This is a genomic window from Nocardia vermiculata NBRC 100427, from assembly GCF_001613265.1.
Taxonomy (GTDB): Bacteria; Actinomycetota; Actinomycetes; order Mycobacteriales; family Mycobacteriaceae; genus Nocardia; species Nocardia vermiculata.
In genome coordinates, this window is record NZ_BDCA01000006.1 from 49140 (window position 1) to 68050 (window position 18911).

The following is an 18911-nucleotide window of genomic DNA, read 5'->3' on the forward strand; positions in this document are numbered from 1 at the left end:
GATCGGTTCCCCAATCGCCCGCATGGTCCGCGCACCGGCGAATACTGCCGTGGATTTCCGGCGGGCACGCCTTATCGGCCAGTGTTCCCCAGAACCGATGGCCGGTGAAGGCTCCACGCCGGGTCAGCGGTCGTGCTGCGTGTTCCCGTTGGCGCTGCCTCCGTCGAGTGTCCTGCCGTCGAGGAGCCGGTCGAGGATGTCGGCTATGCGGGCGACGGCTGCCGGTTCGGTCATGGCCAGGTGTTCGGCGTCGATGTCGAAGTCGACGATGCTGCCGTCGATCAGTGCGGTCCAGCCGTGGTGGCCGGTGGCGTCGGGGCGCCGGTTGCGGGCTGCGGTGAAGTACAGCAGGTCGGTGTCGACCGTGGGGGGCTGCCAGGTACTGGCGGCACTGATGGACAGGTTGTAGGCGTCGGTCATGCGTTCGATCGTGGCGGCGTCGATGGTGAAGCTGTCGCCCAGTTCGCGGGAGATCAGTTCGGCGGCTTGTGCGGCGGTGGCGTCGGGGTTCACGAAGTCGATGCCCAGGACCGGGCCGAGGTTGGCGACCAGTTCACCGGCGGTCACGGTGGTGACGTCGGCGGCGTCGATCCCGTCGGCTTCGGCGTCCAATATCGCCAGCAATGCCACTTGTTCACCGGCGGCACGGATTTCGGCGGCGACGGCGTGGGCGAGCTGACCGCCGAGGGACCAGCCGAGCAGGTGGTAGGGCCCGTGGGCCTGGACGGTGCGGATCTCCTGGAAGTAGCGGCGGGCGATGTCGGTGAAGGTTCGTGGTCCGGGTACTTCCCCACCGATCTGCGGGGCTTGCAGACCGTAGATCGGGCGGTCCTGGGCGAGGTACTGGTCGAAGGGGCGGTAGCACCACGACAGGCCGGAGGCCGGATGGATGCAGAACAGTGGTGGTTTGTCGCCGGCGGTGCGGATCGGCAGCAGGACGTCGAAGCCGGTGGTGTTGCCGGTGTCGGTGTCGATGGGCGGTGTTCCGGACTCGATGCGTGCGGCGAGGTCGGCGGGGCTGGGAGCCGCGAGCATCCAGGCGACCGGGATGTCGAGGTCCAGTTCCTTCTTCAGTTCGCTGATCACCTGTATCGAGCGCAGGGAGTTGCCGCCGAGGGCGTAGAAGTTGTCGTCGGCTCCTACTGCGGCGAGGTCGAGGACATGTTCGAAGGCGTGCGCGATGGCGCCTTCCAGCCGCGAGGACGGCGCCCGGAACTCGGCTACCGCGGCCGGTGGTTCGGGTAGCCGACGGCGGTCGAGTTTGCCGGAGGCGGTGAGCGGCATGGTGTCGAGCACCATGAGGGTGTGGGGCACCATATAGTCCGGAAGCCGGGTGCCGGCGTGGGCGAGGACTGCGGTGGTGTCCAGGGTGGCACCGATTTCGGGGACGAGGTAGCCGACCAGCCGGTCGGTGTGTACGGCGGCGATCGCGCGGGCGACACCGTGCCCTTCGGCCAATACTGTTTCGATTTCCCCGAGTTCGATGCGCAGGCCTCGGAGTTTGACTTGGAAGTCGGTGCGGCCCAGGTACTCCAGTTCGCCGCTGCGGCGCCGGCGGGCCCGGTCACCGGTGCGGTAGAGGCGTTCGCCGTGTCCGAAGGGGTCGGGGACGAATCGTTCCGCGGTCAATGCGGGGCGGGTCTGGTAGCCGCGAGCGATCTGAGTCCCCGCCAGGTACAGCTCTCCCGGCACTCCGGGTGGGACGGGGCGCAGGCGGGTGTCGAGGATGTAGGCGCGCGCGTTCCAGACCGGGGCCCCGATGGGAACACTGCTGCCTTCGGCGATCTCGGTGGCCTCTTGTGCGGTGACGTGCACGGCGAATTCGGTCGGGCCGTACAGGTTGTGTATTTCGACCTCGGGCAGTACTCGCCGGGCAGCGGTCACGGTGTCCACACCGAGGGCCTCGCCACCGATGAGGAGGGTTCGCAGCGAGGTGAGTGCCTGTGCAGGTGCGGCCTCGGCGAATACTGCCAGCATCGAAGGCACGAAGGAGGTGATGGTCACCTTGTGGGTGGCGATGGTTTCGGCGAGGTAGCTGGGGTCGGTGTGTCCGCCGGGCCGGGCGATCACCAGTCGGGCACCGGCGATGAGGGTGGCGAACAGTTCCCATACCGAGACGTCGAAGGTAGCGGGTGTCTTCTGCAACACGACATCGTCGGCGTCGAGTCCGTATTTCCCGATGATCCAGGCGAGCTGGTTGAGTACCGCGGCGTGGGTGACGGCGACGCCTTTGGGGCGTCCGGTGGATCCGGAGGTGAACAGGACGTAGGCGAGGTTGTCGGGGTGTAGGGGCGCGATGCGGTCGGTGTCGGTGATCGGGGTGTCGTCGAATGCGGTGTAGTCGATGCCGGCGAGGGTGGACAGCACGACGACGGGTGCGGCGACCGAGCGCATGTAGTCGATGCGGTCGGTGGGCAGGTCGGGGTCGATGGGGACGTAGCCGCCGCCGGCGGCGTGGACGGCGTACATGGCGGTGAGTTGGTCGATGCCGCGTGGCATGCGCACGGTGACGAGGGTGTCGGGTCCGACTCCGCGGGCGATGAGCCAGCGGGCGAGCCGGTTGACGCGAGCGGCGAATTGCGCGTAGGTCAGTGTCGTCTCGCCGTCGGTGACCGCGATGCGGTCGGGGTACCGGTGGGCGGTGCGGGTGAATGCGGTGGGGACGGTGTCGGCGGGCACGGGGTGTTCGGTTGCGTTCCAGTGCACCAGGACGTTGTCGCGTTCGGTGGGGTCGAGCAGGTCGGCGTCGTGCACCGGCCGGGTGGGGTCGTCGGTCATGGCGTGCAGCAGCCGGTGCAGGCGTTCGACGATGCCGGTGGCGGTGTCGGGGTCGAACAGGTCGCGAGCGTAGGTGAGGGTTCCGGTGATGCCGGTGGGGGCTCCGGTGTCGTCGTAGTTGTCGGAGACGGTGATCTGCAGGTCGAACAGGGAGGTCCCGATGTCGGCTTCCATGGCCGACAGGGTGAGGTCGGGCAGGTCGAATTCGGTGGCGGTGAGGTTCTGGAAGGCGAGCATCACCTGGAACAGGGGGTGGTGGGAGCGGGATCGGGTGGGGTTGAGTTCGCCGACGAGTCGTTCGAAGGGGACGTCGGCGTGGGCGAAGGCGGCGAGGTCGGTGGTGCGGACCTGGTCGAGTAGTTCGGTGAAGGTGATGGCGGGGTGCAGGCGGGTGCGCAGCACGAGGGTGTTGACGAACATGCCGACGAGGTCGTCGAGTTCGGGTTCGCCGCGGCCGGCGTAGGGGGTGCCGATGGTGATGTCGTCGGTGCCGGCGAGGCGGGCGAGGACGGCGGCGAGCGCGGTGTGGAAGGCCATGAACAGGGTGGTGTTGTGTGCGCGGGCCAGGTGTTGCAGGCGGGCGTGGAGTTGTGCGTCGACGGTGAGTGGCACGGTGGCGCCGGCGTAGCTTTGCGCGGGTGGGCGCGGCCGGTCGGCGGGCAGCGTGAGCAGGGCGGGTGCGTCGTCGAGTTGTTTTGTCCAGTAGTCGATCTGGGCGCGCAGCAGTGATTGCGGGTCGTGTTCGTCGCCGAGCACGGTGCGCTGCCAGATCGCATAGTCGGCGTATTGCACGGGCAGGGGTGTGCGTTGCGGTGGGTGGCCGTTGCGGCGGGCGGCGTAGGCGAGGGTCATGTCGTGGGCCAGGGGGCCGAGGGAGGAGCCGTCGCCGGCGATGTGGTGCACGACCAGGGCCAGGATCCATTGGTCGTTGCCGAGGTCGAACAGTCGCACCCGTACCGGCATGGTGTCGGTGACGTCGAAGGGGGTCGATACGAGCGCGGTGAGGGTGTGGTCGAGTTCGTGTTCGGCGAGTGGTGTGACCAGGACGGGCAGGGTTGCTTCGGCCGGGGTGAGGATGTGCTGGGCGGGTTCTGCGGTGGTGGCGGGGTAGATGGTGCGCAGCACTTCGTGTCGTTCGATGACGTCGCCGAGGGCGGCGCGCAGTGCGTCGATGTCGAGGTGTCCGGTGAGCCGGATGACGATGGGGATGCTGTAGGCGGCGGTGTCGGGTTCGGCCCGGTTGAGGAACCACATGCGTTGCTGGGCGTAGGACAGTGGGAGCTGTGGTGGGCGCTGGTGTGGGGTGAGGGCGATGCGTCCGGTGTCGGTGTGGGATTCGGCGCGGGCGGCGAGTTTCGCGACGGCGGGCGCGTCGAAGATCATCGATACGGGGATGCGGGTGTCGAGTGCGGCGCCGATGCGGGCGGCGACGCGGGTCGCGACGAGGCTGTTGCCGCCGAGTTCGAAGAAGTCGTCGTCGACACCGACGGGTGTGGTGAGGCCGAGGACCTCGGCGAATACTCCGGCGACGATTTCTTCGGCGGGGGTGGTGGGCGGCCGGAACTGCTTGGCGTGCAGCACCGGTGCCGGTAGGGCGTGGCGGTCGAGTTTGCCGTTGGGTGAGAGTGGGATGCGGTCGAGGATCACCACGGCGGCGGGCACCATGTAGGCCGGTAGTGCGGCGGCGGCGGTGGCGGTGAGGTCTTCGGGGGTGGGTGTGGCGTCGGGGGTGGGGACGACGTAGGACACGAGCATGACCGGTGCGGTGCCGTCGTGGTGGGCGATGGTGGTGGCGAAGGTGATGTCGGGGCGGGCGGTGAGCGCGGCGTCGATTTCGCCGAGTTCGATGCGGAAGCCGCGGATCTTGACCTGGAAGTCGTTGCGTCCCATGAATTCCAGGTCGCCGTCGCGGGTGCGGCGGACGAGGTCTCCGGTGCGGTACATGCGTTGCCCGGGTTCGTTGTAGGGGCAGGCGAGGAAGCGGGTGGCGGTGGTGGCGGTGCGGTGCAGGTAGCCGCGGGCGAGGGCGGGTCCGGTGAGGTACAGCTCCCCCGCTACCCCGGTGGGTACGGGGTGCAGGCGGGTGTCGAGGATCAGCGCCTGCATCTGCGGCAGTGGTGTGCCGATCCCGGTGCGGCCGGTGGTGGCGCCGGTGGCGGTGGCGAGGATGGTGGTTTCGGTGGGCCCGTACAGGATCCGGAATTCGCGGGTGCCGGCGGTGTCGGTGCCGGCCCACCGGTCGACCAGTTCGCTGGGTACTTCTTCACCGCCGGACAGCACGACTCGCAGGTCGTCGAGGCCGGTGGGGTCGACCGATGCCAGTGCTGCGGGGGTGACGAAGGCGTGGGTGATGTGCTGGGTGTGCAGCAGGTCGGCGAGTTCGTCGCCGCCGTAGGTGCCGGTGGGTGCGACCACGAGGGTGGCGGCGCCGGCTGCGGCGTAGAGGATTTCCAGGAGTGAGGCGTCGAAGGACGGTGACGCGAAGTGCAGGACGCGCGAGGACGGTTCGAGGTGGTAGTCGCCGGCTTGGGTGGTGGTGAGGTCGGCGATGCCGGTGTGGGTGACCGCGACACCTTTCGGGGTGCCGGTGGATCCGGAGGTGAACACGATGTAGGCGGTGTGGCCGGCGTGTAGTGGATGTCGCCGGTCGGTGTCGTCGATCCGGTCGGGGCGGTAGCCGGCGAGGCGGGCGGTGGTGTCGGGGGTGTCGATCACGAGCCAGCCGGTGGTGTCGGGCAGTGCGGGGCGGGCCGTGGTGACGGTGAGGCCCAGTGCCGCACCGGAGTCGGTGATCATGCGCTGGATGCGTCCGGCCGGGTAGGCGGGGTCGACGGGCACGTAGGGGGCGCCGGTCTTGACTACGGCCCACCAGGCGAGCACGGAATCCGGCGAGCGTGGTGCGGCGACGAGGACCGGGTTCTCGGGTCCGGCGCCGTGGTCGATCAGCAGGCGCGCGAGCCGGTTGGATCGTTCGTCGAGTTCGGTGTAGGTGAGGTGGGTGTCGGTGCCGATGAGTGCGCTGCCGTGGGGGTTGCGGTGGACGGCGGCGGCGAATACGTCGGGCAGCAGTGTCGGTGTGCCGGCGGGCCGGGCCGGGCCGGCGGTGAGGGTGCGGTGTTCGCCGGTGTCGAGCCAGTCGAGGTCGCCGACGGCGGTGTCGGGGGTGCGGGTGAGCGCGTGCAGCAACCGGTGCAGGCGGTCGACGATGCCGGTGGCGGTGTCGGAGTCGAACAGGTCGCGCGCGTAGCTCATGGTTCCGGAGATCCCTTGTGCGGCACCTGTTTCGGTGTAGGTGTCGGCAAGGATCAGTTGCAGGTCGAATTGGCATACGCCGGTGTCGACGTCGGCGCGGGTGATCACGACGTCGGGTAGCGCGATGTCGGCGCCGGTGAGGTTCTGGAAGGCGAGGGCGACCTGGAACAGGGGGTGTTGCGCGGTGGAGCGGTGCGGGTTGAGTTCTTCCACGACCCGTTCGAAGGGGACGTCGGCGTGGTCGAATGCCTGCAGGTCGGTGTCGCGGGTGCGGTCGAGCAGTTCGGTGAACGATTCGCCGGGGTCGACGGTGAGGCGCAGGGCGAGGGTGTTGACGAACATGCCGACGAGGTCGTCGAGGCCGGGTTCACCACGGCCGGCGACGGGGGTGCCGATCACGATGTCGTCGGTGGCGGCGAGCCGGGCGAGCAGTACCGCGAGCGCGGCGTGCACGACCATGAACAGAGAGCTGCCGTGGGTGCGGGCCAGGTCGAGGAGCCGGGCATGCAGGTCGGCGTCGATGTCGAAGCCGATGCGGTCGCCGGCGAGGGTGGCCACGGCGGGGCGGGGCCGGTCGGTGGGCAGGTCGAGCAGGTCGGGTGCCCCGTCGAGGGTGGTGCGCCAGTACTGCAGTTGGTTCGACATCAGTGAGGCGGGGTCGTCGGCGGCGCCGAGGACCTGGCGTTGCCACAACGCATAGTCCGCGTACTGCACGGGTAGTGGTTGCCATCGGGGTGGTTGTGCGTGCAGGCGGGCGGCGTAGGCGTTCATGACGTCGCGGGCCAGGGGCCCCATCGACTGGCCGTCGCCGGCGATGTGGTGCACGACCAGCACCAGCATGTATTCGCCGGTGGGTGCGCCGGTCGCGGCGGTGAGCGCGAACAGGCCGACCCGGATCGGGAGTTCGGTGCCGACGTCGAAGCCGCGGCGCACGAAGTCGGTGACGGCGGCCGGGAGGGCTTCGGTGGCGGGGTGGGTGGTTTCCAGGGGCACCCGGGCGTGGTCGAGGACGAGCTGGCTGGGCTCCCCCGCCGTGTCGGGGTAGATGGTGCGCAGCACTTCGTGACGTTCGACGACGTCGTCGAGGGCGGCGGTGAGCGCGGCGGTGTCGAGGCTGCCCGACAGGTGCAGCATGACGGGAATGTTGTAGGCGGGCGAGCCGGGTTCGAACCGGTTGAGGAACCACATGCGTTGCTGCGCCAGCGACAGCGGGATCGGTTGCGGGCGCACGGCGGCGGTCAACGCGACCCGGGTACCGGTGGTGAGGGTGGCGGCGTGCCGGGCCAGTCCGGCGACGGTCGGTGCGTCGAACACGGCGCGCACCGGCATCCGCACGTCGAGGGCGGCGCCGATGCGGGCGGCGACCAGTGAGGCGCTCAGCGAGTCGCCGCCGAGTTCGAAGAAGTCGTCGTCGGCTCCGATTCGGTCGCGGCCGAGGATCTGTTCGTAGGCGCGGGCGACCACCCCTTCCAGCCAGGTGGACGGTGGGCGGAAGCGGCGGGTAGGCAGGTTCGGCTGCGGCAGCCGGGCGCGGTCCAGTTTCCCGGTGGGGGTCAGTGGCACCTGGTCGAGCAGGTGCACCGCCGCCGGCACCATGTAGCTGGGCAGGGCGTCGGCCAGCGCTGTGGTCAGTTCGGTGGCGGTGGGGTCGGCGTCTGCTGCGGGCAGCACATAGGACACCAGGTAGGCGGGGCGCCCGTCGTCGGTGCGGGGCACGGTGACCGTGAAAGCGACGTCGGCGCGGGCGCCGAGGACGGCGTCGATTTCGGCGAGTTCGACGCGGTTGCCGCGAATCTTGACCTGGAAGTCGTTGCGTCCCACGAATTCCAGGTCGCCGTCGCGGGTGCGGCGCACCAGGTCGCCGGTGCGGTACATGCGCTGCCCGGCCTCGCCGTAGGGGCAGGCGACGAAACGGTTCGCGGTCAGGGCGGTGCGGTGCAGGTAGCCGTCGGCGAGGGCGGGCCCGAACAGATACAGCTCCCCTGCGGTGCCGTCGGGGACGGGCCGCAGCCAGGTGTCGAGGACGGTGGTGGCCACGGGTCCGGCGGGGGTGCCGATGGTGATCGGTGCGCCGCGGGTCAGGGGGTTGCTCGCGGTGGCCCAGATGGTGGATTCGGTGGGACCGTAGAGGTTGATCATGGCGCGGTGCGGCGCCCATCGGTCCACGAGTTCGGTGCCGACGGGTTCCCCGGCGGTGGCCAGGACTCGCAGATCGGGCAGGTCGTCGTCGGGCAGTGTGGCCAGCGCGGAGGGGGTCAGCACGGCGTGGGAGACGTTTTCGGCGCGCAGCAGCGCCGCCAGTTCGGGTCCGCCGTAGATCTGTGGTGGGGCGATGACGAGACTGCCGTGGGAGCCGTGTGCGGCGAGGATTTCGAAGATCGAGGCGTCGAAGCTGGGTGAGGCGACCTGCAGCACGGTGGCGGTGGCGTCGGTGCCGAGCAGGCGCCGTTGCGCGGCAACGATATCGGACAGTCCCCGGTGAGTGAGGAGCACACCTTTGGGGGTGCCGGTGGATCCGGAGGTGTAGATCAGGTAGGCGGTGTGGTCGGCGGTGAGGGTGGCGCCGCGTTCGGTGTCGGTGACGGGCCCACCGGCGCGGGTGTCCAGTTCGCGGCGGGTGGCGGGGTCGTCGATGCGGAGCAGGTCGAGGTCGGTGGGCAGCCGGTGCGCGACGTCGGTGTCGGTGAGTACGAGCGCGGCGCCGGAGTCCGACAGCAGGAATGCGAGGCGTTCGGGTGGCAGGTTGGGGTCGACGGGCAGGTAGGTGGCGCCGGCTTTCGCGGCGGCCCACAACGCGATGACCGACTCCGCCGAGCGGGTGAGCGCGCAGGCCACGACGGTGCCGGTGGTGAGGCCACGTTCCAGCAGCAGCCGGGCGAGCCGGTTGGAGCGGGTGTCGAGTTCGGTGTAGGTGAGGGTGGTCTCGCCGGATCGGACGGCGACGCTGTCGGGCCGGGCGGCGGCGGAGGCGGTGAGGATGGCGTCGAGGGTGTCGGGGATGTGGTGGCGGCCGGTGGTGGGCCGCGCGGGGGGCGGTTCCCGGTCGGGGGTGAGGTGCGCGATGGGGGTGTTCGGGTCGGCGGCGAGCGCGTGGAGTAGGTCGACGAAGCGGTCGAGGATCGTGCGGGCGGTGTCGTGGTCGAATTCGGTGTCGAGGTAGCGCAGGGTGAGGCGCAGCCCGTGGGGTTGCGACCCGTATTGTGCGGGCGCCCGGTCGGGTTCGGGGTGTTCGGGGGCGACGACCAGGCTCAGCGGGTACGGGGTGGCGTCGACGCCGGTGAGGGTGTCCACGCGCAGCCCGGCCGCGTCGACGAGTTGTTGCAGGGCGGCCCGGTCGATGGGGAACGACTGGAACGTGATCGCGGTGTCGAACAGTGCGCTGGTTCCGGCGGCGCGGTGGATGTCGGGCAGCCCGATGTAGTGGTGGTCGAGCATGCGGGCGCTGTCGTTCTGGATGCCGGTGAGCAGTCCGGCGACGGTGGCGGCGGGGTCGAGAGCGACGCGCACCGGGACGGTGTTGAGGAACATGCCGAGGGTCTGGTCGACTCCGGCGAGTTCGGGGGGCCGCCCGGAGACGGCGGTCCCGAAGATCACGTCGGTGTCGCCGGTGAGCACGCGCAGGTTCAGTGCCCATGCGGCGGCGACGACGGTGTTGAGTGTCACCTGGGTGTCGGCGGCGCCTGCGCGTAGCCGGGCCACGTCGGCGGGCGCGAGGGGGACGGTGAGCTCGCCCGCGGATGCGGTACGGGTGGCGGCGTCGGCGCGCGCGACCCGGGTGGGGTGCTCGACGTCGCGGAACCTGTCGGCCCAGGCGGCGAGGGAGGTGGGGGCGTCCTGGCGGTCGAGCCAGGACAGGTAGTCGCGGTAGCTGGGGGCGGGTGCGGCGGTGCCGGCACGGTCGGGGGTGGTGTAGTAGTCGAGCAGTTCGGCCATCAGCAGTGGCATCGACCAGCCGTCGAGGATGATGTGATGGTTGGTGATCAGCAGCCGGAACGTGTCGTCGTGCACGCGGATGAGGGTGAACCGGATCAGTGGCGGCACGGTCAGGTCGAAACCTGCGGCGGCGTCGCCGGCGGCGATCTGTTCGGCTTCGAGGGCGGGGGTCGGGGCGGCGCTGAGGTCGACGTGGTGGAAGCGGACGGCAGCATGCTCGACGACGATCTGGCACGGGCCGGCGGTGGTGTCGGGGTAGGCGGCGCGCAGGATGTCGTGGCGGTCGATGAGCACTTGGGCGGCGTGGCGCAGCCGGGCGCCGTCGACGGTGCCGGTGAACTCGATCGCGGTCTGCACGGTGTAGGTGTCGCCGGCGGTATCGGGGTTGTAGGTGGAGTGGAAGTGGATCCCCGCTTGCATCGGCGACAGCGGCCACACCTGTGTCAGGCCGCGGTAGTGTCGCCGTAGCCGCTCGACCTCGGTGTCGGTGAGGGTGTCGGGGGTGAGGTCGGCGGGTGCTGCGGCCGGGTGTGCTGCGGCGGGTGAGGGTTCGGGTTCGGGGTCACCGGCGCGGTGGACGATGTCGGCGATCGCGGCGACGGTTTTCCCTTCGAAGATGTCGCGTGGGGTGAGGGTGAGCCCGGCTTCTCGGGCGAGCGCGACCAGTCGCATGGAGACGATGCTGTCGCCACCGAGGGTGAAGAAGTTGCTGTCGGCGCCGATGGTGTCCAGGTGCAGCACTTCGGCGAACAGTTTCGCCACCAGATGCTCGTCGAGGGTTGCCGGAGCCCGCCCACCACTGTCGTTGTCGGGGCGGAACCGGTTGCGTTGCAATGCTCGACGATCGATCTTGCCGACCCGGGTGCGTGGCATCTCGTCGAGTTCGACGATCGCGGCCGGATTCATGTAATGCGCCAGCTCCGAATCCAGTTCGGCGTGCAGTGCCTGCGCGTCGAGCCTGGCGCCGGGTGCCGCCACGACATAGGACACCAGCACCGGATCACCGGCCGGGCCCGGCTGCGCGACAGTGGCGACCGTGGCGACGGATTCGTGACGGGCCAGGTGGGCGTCGATCTCCCCCGGTTCGATCCGCAACCCGTGAATTTTCACCTGTTGGTCACCACGCCCCAGATACTGCAGTTCCAGCCCGCTGCGGGTGCGGATCCAGCGCACACTGTCACCGGTGCGGTAGAGCCGCTCCCCGCGCGGTGACTGCGGGTCGGCGACGAAGCGCGACGCGGTGGTCACCGGACGCCCGAAGTAGCCGCGCGCCAGGGCAGGCCCCCCGAGATACAGTTCGCCGGTGACACCGACCGGCACCGGTCGCAGCCACGCATCGAGCACCGACACGGCCAGGCCGCGGATGGGGCCACCGATGGTGACCGGCTCCCCCGGTGTCAGCGCATCGGAACCGGTCGCCCAGATGGTGGCCTCGGTCGGCCCGTAGTGGTTCATCAGCCGCCGCCCCGGCGCCCACCGGGTGACGAGATCCGCGCCGGTGGCTTCACCGACCACGGCGACGGTATGCAGGCCGGGCAGCCCGAGGGGATCCATGGTGTCGAGCACCGACGGGGTGATGATCGCGTGGGTGACCGCACGCTCGCGCAGTAACTGTTCGAGCGCGGCCCCGGCGTAGACGTGCGGGGGTGCGATCGCCAGCGCGGCACCGTTGCTGTGGGCGAGCAGGATCTCCGACAGGCAGGCGTCGAAGCCGGGTGAGGCGACCTGCAGCACCGTCGAGGTCGGGTCGGCGTCGAACGCTTCGATCTGCTCGGCGACGAGGTCGGCGAGCCCCCGGTGGGTGACCAGCACCGCTTTCGGGGTGCCGGTGGATCCGGAGGTGTAGATCAGGTAGGCCGGGTTGTCCAGCCGCGGTGCAGCGGCCGGGAGGTCCGGCACACCGGCCAGGAAATCGACGGCCTCCGCCCGCACCCAGTCGACGGTGTCGGGCAGTTGATGCGCCACCGCGCCCACGGTCACGCCGAGGGTGGCGCCACAGTCACGCAGCAGTTCGGTGATACGCGCGGTGGGGTTGGCCGGATCGAGAGGCACGAAGGCGGCGCCGGTGCGCGCCACCGCCCACATCGCGATCACCAGTTCCGCGGAGCGTGGCACCACGATCGCGACGAATGTTTCCGGGCGCGCCCCGCGCGCGTGCAGCAGGCCCGCGAGCAGCTCCGCACGCGCGGCGAGCTCACCGTAGGTGAGGGTGCGGGTGTCGTCGCGCAGCGCGATCGCGTCGGGAAAGGTGTGCGCGGTGTCGGCGAGGATCCGGGCCAGGGTGCGTTCGGGCGTGGGGGCGGCACCGCATTGCGCGCGCAGCAGTTCGGCGTATTCGCGGTCGTCGCAGCCGTTGACGGCGCCGACGACCCCGCCCGGTTGCGACACCAGCCGCGACAGGATCACCTCGAACCGCTCCAGCAGTGCCTCGACAGTGCCGGTGTCGAACCGGTCGCGAGTGAAACGCAGTGTGACGGTGTGGGTTCCGTCGTCGCTGAGGGCCTCGGTGCCGGGCCGCGGCGGGGTCACCTGCAGGCTCAGCGGGTACGGGGTGGCGTCGTGGGCGTCGACGTCGACCAGTTCCACCCCGGCGGCGCCGAGTATGCCGGCGAGCCGGTCACGGTCCAGCGGATAGGACTCGAGCACGGTCACCGTGTCGAACATGTCGGTGAACCCGGTGGCGCGCTGGATCTCGGCGAGGCCGAGATGACGGTGTTCGAGAGTGGCGGCCTGCTCGGACTGCACCCGGGCCAGCAGTTCGGCGACCGTCTCGGCCGGGTCGAGGCGCACCCGTACCGGCACGGTGTTGATGAACAACCCGATCATGTCGGCCACACCGGGCAACTGCGGTGGCCGGTCGGTGACGGTGTTACCGAACACCACATCGGGCTCACCGGTCAGCACCGACAACAGCATCGCCCACGCGACCTGCACGGTGGTGTTGGCGGTGACCCCGTGCGAGCGTGACAACGCACCGATCGCGGCGGCGGTGTCGGCGTTCAACTGCCGCGACAGGGCACCGGTTTCGGCGGTGGCGGCCCGCTCGGGCCGACCGGTCACCAGAGTGGGGGTGTGCAGCCCGGCCAGTGTCCGCGCCCACGCGTCGACGGCGGCGTCACGGTCGCGGGTGTGCAGCCAGTGCAGATAGTCGCGGTAGGTGCCGGCCGCCGGCAGCTGCACCGCCGCCTGCTCACCGAGGTAGGCGGTGAGCAGTTCCCCGATCAGCAACGGCATCGACCAGCCGTCGAGGACGATGTGATGGTTGGTGATCAGCAACTCGAATTCGTCTGCGCCGGTACGGATCAGCCGCATCCGCAGCAGCGGCGGGCGCGCGGTGTCGAAGGGGCGCGCCGCGTCGGCGATGAGCCGCTCGTGTTCACGGGCCCGTTCACCGGGGTCGGCGATCTCGGTGAGGTCGGTGTGCTCCCAGTCGGCGCGGACCGCGCCCACCACGATCTGGCGGGGCCCGTCGGCGCTCTCGACGAACGCGGTGCGCAGGCTGTCGTGGCGGTCGAGCACCGTTTGCGCGGCACCTCGCATGCGTCCGGCGTCCACCTGTCCGGCCAGGGTCAGTCTCGCCTGCACCGTGTAGCCGTCGTCGTTGCCGCTGCTGTCGTAGACGGCGTGGAACAGCAGCCCGGTCTGCAGTGCGGTCAGCGGCCACACATCGGTGGTGGTCGGATATTCCAGCAGCCACCGGTCGATATCGTCCTGGCCGACGGTGACCAGCGGGAAGTCCGAGGGGGTGAACCCGCCCGCGGTGTCGGAGCCCACATGGTCGGCCAGCGCGCGCAGCGCCCGCACCCACAACGCGGCCAGTTCCTCGACCTCGTCCGCGGACAGCACCGCGGTCGCGTAATCCCAGGTGGCGTCGATTTCGAGGCCGTCCACGCCGGCTTCGGCGATCGCGTTGACATCGAGTACCGCCGGTAACGCCATCCGCGGGTCACCGGTCGCGGTCAGCGCGGTGAATTCGGTGGTCGGTGTCCACGGCCCGGTGTGTTCGTGGGCGCCGACCCGGCCGAGATAGTTGAACGCGATCTGTGGTTGCGGCGCGTCGGCGAGCACACGGGCAGCGTCGGCGTCCAGGCAGGCCAGCATGCCGTAGCCGATCCCGTTGTCGGGAATCGCACGCACATGTTCCTTGACGCGGGCGATGGCCCGGCCCGCGGCGGCACCACCGGCGAACGCGTCGTCGGTGCCGATCCCTTCCAGGTCGAGGCGCACCGGGAAGCGGGTGGTGAACCAGCCGACGGTGGCGCTGAGATCGGCGCCGGGCACGGCATGTTCTTCCCGGCCGTGGCCTTCCAGCGAGATCAGTTCGCTGCCCGCGGCGCCACCACGGTTGCGCCGCCACCGGGCCAGCGCCAGAGCCAGCGCCGCGAGCAGCGGATCGTTGGCGTTGCCGTGGAATCGGGCCGGGATGATGGTGAGGATCGCGTCGGTGACATCGGCGGGAATACGGACCCGAACCTGCCCGCTGGTGGCGGCGGTATCGCGTGCGGGGTCCAGCGCTGCGGTGCCGAGCGGTTCGTCTCCCGCTGCGAGCAGCGCGGTCCACGCGTCGAGTTCGCGGGCCCGCCGGGCGGGCGCCTGTTCGATCAATCCGTGCGTCCAACGCCGCACCGAGGTGGTGGACGCGGGCAGGCTCGGGTCACTGCCGTCGGCGATGCGGCGCCAGGCGCCGGCCAGGTCGGCGAGCAGGATGCGCCACGACACCGCGTCGACGGCGAGATGGTGGATCACCAGCCACAGCAGGTCCGGGCCCCGCCGCTGCGGGTCGCTGAGCCACACCGCCTGCAGCACGATCCCGTTGCCGGGGTCGAGCCGGTCGGCGGCCGCCTGCAGGTGTGCGTCGATTTCGGTGTCGTCGCGGCGATCCAACCGGGCCTGGTGCAGTGCGGCCGCGGCGTCGACGCCGCCGGGTGCGGCGATATCGATGTGGTGGCTGCCGGTGTGGGAGGTGCGCAGTGCCGCACGCAGCATGTCGTGGTGGTCGACAACCGCTGCCAATGCCGCCACCAGGTCGTCTCGTTCGATGTCGTCGGGCAGCTGCACGAGGGTGGCTTGGGCGAAGCGGTCGACATGCCCGCGGTCGAGCATCGCGTACATGATTGGCGACAGCGGCATGGTGCCGACGGCACCGTCGGGCAGTTCACGCAGCTGCGGCCCGGCACCGGCCTCGGTCGCCGCCAGCGCCAGGCCCGCGACCGTTTTGTGTTCGAACACATCCTGCGTGGACAGGTGCAGCCCCGCGGTTTTCGCACGAGCCACCAGCTGGATGGACAGGATGCTGTCGCCGCCGAGGGCGAAGAAGCTGTCGTCGGCGCCGACCTGCTCGCCGGCGCCGAGGATCTCCCCGAACAGCGCCGCGAGAGTGATCTCGCGGGGTGTGGACGGTGCACGGCCGGTGGTCGCGGCGGCGAAGACCGGCGCGGGCAGCGCGGACCGGTCGAGTTTGCCGAACGCGTTGACCGGCAGCGCGTCCAGTGGCGTGATCACCGTCGGAACCAGGTGCGGTGGCAGCGTGTCGCGGGCGAACTGCTGCAGTTGCAGCGCGTCGATGCGATGGCCGGGCTGGGCGACGACATAGGAGGCGAGCACGGTGGTGCCGGTGTTGTTGGGCACCGGCACGGTGACCGAGATGTCGACCTCGGGGTGCGCGGTCAACGCCGCATCCACCTCACCGGGTTCGATCCGGTAGCCGCGTATCTTCACCTGGAAGTCGCTGCGTCCCAATAGTTCCAGTGCCGGTGCCGCGTCGTCGCCGACCCAGCGCGCCAGATCACCGGTGCGGTACATGCGTTCCCCCCGGCGGCCGTGCGGATCGGCGACGAAGCGGCCCGCGGTCTCGGCGTAACGACCACAGTAGCCTCGCGCTACCCCGGGCCCTGCCAGATACAGCTCTCCCGCAGTACCTTTCGGCACCGCCTGCAGGGCTCGGTCGAGCACCATCGCCGATACTCCGCGTACCGGGCCGCCGACGGTGGGGGTGCGATCGGCGGCGAGGGTGGCACCGGCCGCGGTCACCGTGGTCTCGGTCGGACCGTACTCGTTGTACATGGTGGTGGCGGTGTTGCGGGTCCAGCGTTGCACGACGTGCGGCGGACACACGTCTCCCCCGACCACGACCGCGCGTACTTCGGTCAGTGGGCGCGGGTCCACGGTGGCCAGCACCGCCGGGGTGAGGGTGAGGTGGGTGACGTGTTCGTCGGCCAACAGCCGGGTCAGCGGTTCTCCACCGATCACCTCCGGTGGCACGATCAGCAGCGTCGCGCCGACAGCGAAGCAGAGCAGGAATTGCTCCAGGGAGGCATCGAAACTGGGCGACAACGCATACGACACCCGGGCGTTTTCGTCGATATGGCAGGTTTCGCTGCGGTCGGCGATGAGGTTCGCCAGCCCGGTGTGGGTGACCTGAACACCTTTGGGGACGCCGGTGGATCCGGAGGTGTAAGTGATGTAGGCGAGGTTGCCCGGGCGTAGTGGGCGGGTCCGTTCGATGTCGGTGATCGGCCCTTCCGCGCGCCCGCGGCAGGCGGCAACAGTGCCGGCATCGTCGACGACTACCGCGGGCACCGTGTGGGGCAGCCGGCCGCGATGGGCGCTGTCGGTGATGCCGACGCGGGCACCGCTGTCGGTGATCATGTGCTCGATGCGTTTGGCCGGATACTCCGGATCCACCTGCACGAGGGCGGCACCGCTCTTGGCCACCGCCCACGCCGCGACGACCGAATCGACCGAACGCCGCAGCATCACCGCGACGGTGGTCTCGGGGCCGCAGCCCAACGCGATGAGATGGCGGGCCAGCCGGGAAGAAGCGGTGTCGAGCTCACCGTAGGTGAGACCCGCTCCGGGCCCCGCCAGTGCCGGTGCGTTGCGGTGGCGGCGCGCACTGTCGGTGAGAATGTCGGGCAGCAGCCGTGTTCGGACCCCTTGTGGCCCGCGTACGGGCAGCAAGGTGGCGGTTTCGTGCCCGTCGAGCAGTGACAGCGCGGTGACGGGCCGGTTCGGGCCGCCGGCGAGGAAATCGTGTAGGAACCTCAGGAACCGTTGATGATGGCGGGCCAGTTCGTCGCCACTGTAGATGTTCGGATTGCCCTGGAAGTCGATGCGGGTGCTGTTCTTGCCGGCACCGGGATAGATGTTGACGAACAGGTCGGCAGTGGGCCCGGAGGTCAGCACGTGCAGGCGACCGGTGGTAGTGCCGAGGACGACCTCGTTGTCGACCATCATCAGGTTCACCGCCGGGCCGAACGATGCTGTCTCGTCGCGGGCGAGCCCCATATCGCGGAAGATGTCTTCCTGCCGGTAGCGCTGTCGGCGCAGTGCGCTGGTGAGCTCGCCCTGCACGGCGGCGATCAGTGCTCCGACGTCGCGGGCGCCGACCCGGATACGCAGCGGGACCACATTGGCGACCATGCCGCCGGAACGGCGCAGCACCGCGGAGTGCCGCCCCGATACCGGCAGGCTCAGCAGCAGTTCCTCGCTACCGGTCATGCGGGCCAGGTAGGCGGCGAAGGCGGCGACCACGATCGGTGTGACGCTGCCGGCGTGCTCGGTGGCGGCCACGTCGAGCAGGTGTGCGGTCTCTGCGGACAGGGGCGTGCCGACCAGTGCCGGATGAATGGTGGGCTTGCCGACACTGCCGGCGAGGCTGACGGCCGCAGGTGCGCCCGCCACATGGTCGGTCCAATAATTGCGGTCGTTGTCGAAGCGGGTCGACCTGCGGTAGGCGAGGTCCTGCTCGGTGATTTCACGCAGATCTTTCGCACCGCAGGGCGGCGGTTGCACCCCACCGGCCCAGGCGTTGTACAGCTCGGTGATCCGCTGCAGCATGGTGACGGCGGCGAATCCGTCGAGCACGATGTGGTGGGCGCGCTGGTACCACAGGTAGTGATCGGTGCCGACGTGGAAGACGATGGCCTTCATCAGCGGGTCGTGCAGCAGGTCTAGCGGGGCGCAGTAGTCCTCGGTCATCAGCCGATGCGCGGTGGCGACCGGGTCGGGGTGGCGTCGGACGTCCATGATCGAGACCGACGGTCCGCGGTCGTCGACGAACTGGCAGGGTTCGCCGTCCACCTCGGCCAACCGGATATGTCCGGAACCGAATTCTCGGGCGGCGGTGCGGCAGGCGTCGACGAGTAGTTCCGCGTTCAGTTCACCCGCTATTTCCACATATTGCGCGACGGAAATGGGTGATTCTCCGGTGAGGTGCTGGGCGAACCAGATTCCTCGTTGCGCCGCGGTCAGTTCGAACAGTTCACGAGGTGCCGCGGAACCGGATTCGTCCACCGGGGAATTCGTTCCCGCACCGTCGTCCGGAACAGGGGTCCCGGCGGAAATGGCCGGGCGTATCCGCGCTGACTTCGACAGGTCACGGTCGAAGTTGCTCTTGAATTGTGTCACCGGTCCTCCATACGGTGTGTATCGCCCGGGCCGGACCCCGCACCTGCGGAAATGTTCCGCGAGTACGGATTCCGCGCGCGACAGCGCGAGAAAACGGCGACGTCTACCGCCGCGTGCAATCGCACGCGGGTATCCCTCGCCTCAACGGTGGGCGAAAATATAGAATTGATGCAGCGACGTGGCGACCGTTATCGATGGGGTGCAGATGTGGTCCATCCGTCGCGATGGCATGTCGCGGTCAGCGACCAGGTTCGCGTCGCAGCCGGTGATTCCTCATCCGACGTCGTTGTCATTCATCAGGTTCTCCGGTCGGCCTTGCGGGCACGGGTCGCACTCGCGGCAGTGTGTTGTACGTAATATTCGACGGCGCGGCGGCCGTGGATAAACGTCTCTTTCCGATAACTCCCGTAAATCGGCGCAAATCGTGCCGGTCACGATATGCCCACACTTCTCGCGCCCGAATTTTCCGGCGGTGACGGCGGAACCTGCGGCGGCCGTTACCGATTCGAGCCCGGCGGGGCGGTCGGGTATCGAACCGG

The 18911-nt window shown here is 69.7% G+C and carries 1 protein-coding gene; it reads right to left on the reverse strand.

Going from position 1 to position 18911, the window contains the following annotated elements:
- Positions 1 to 123: 123 nt before the first annotated feature.
- Entirely contained in the window at positions 124 to 18372 is an 18249-nt protein-coding gene (locus tag NV2_RS09815; RefSeq protein WP_067871261.1) for a non-ribosomal peptide synthetase, read from the reverse strand.
- Between the last annotated feature and the right edge of the window lie 539 nt (positions 18373 to 18911).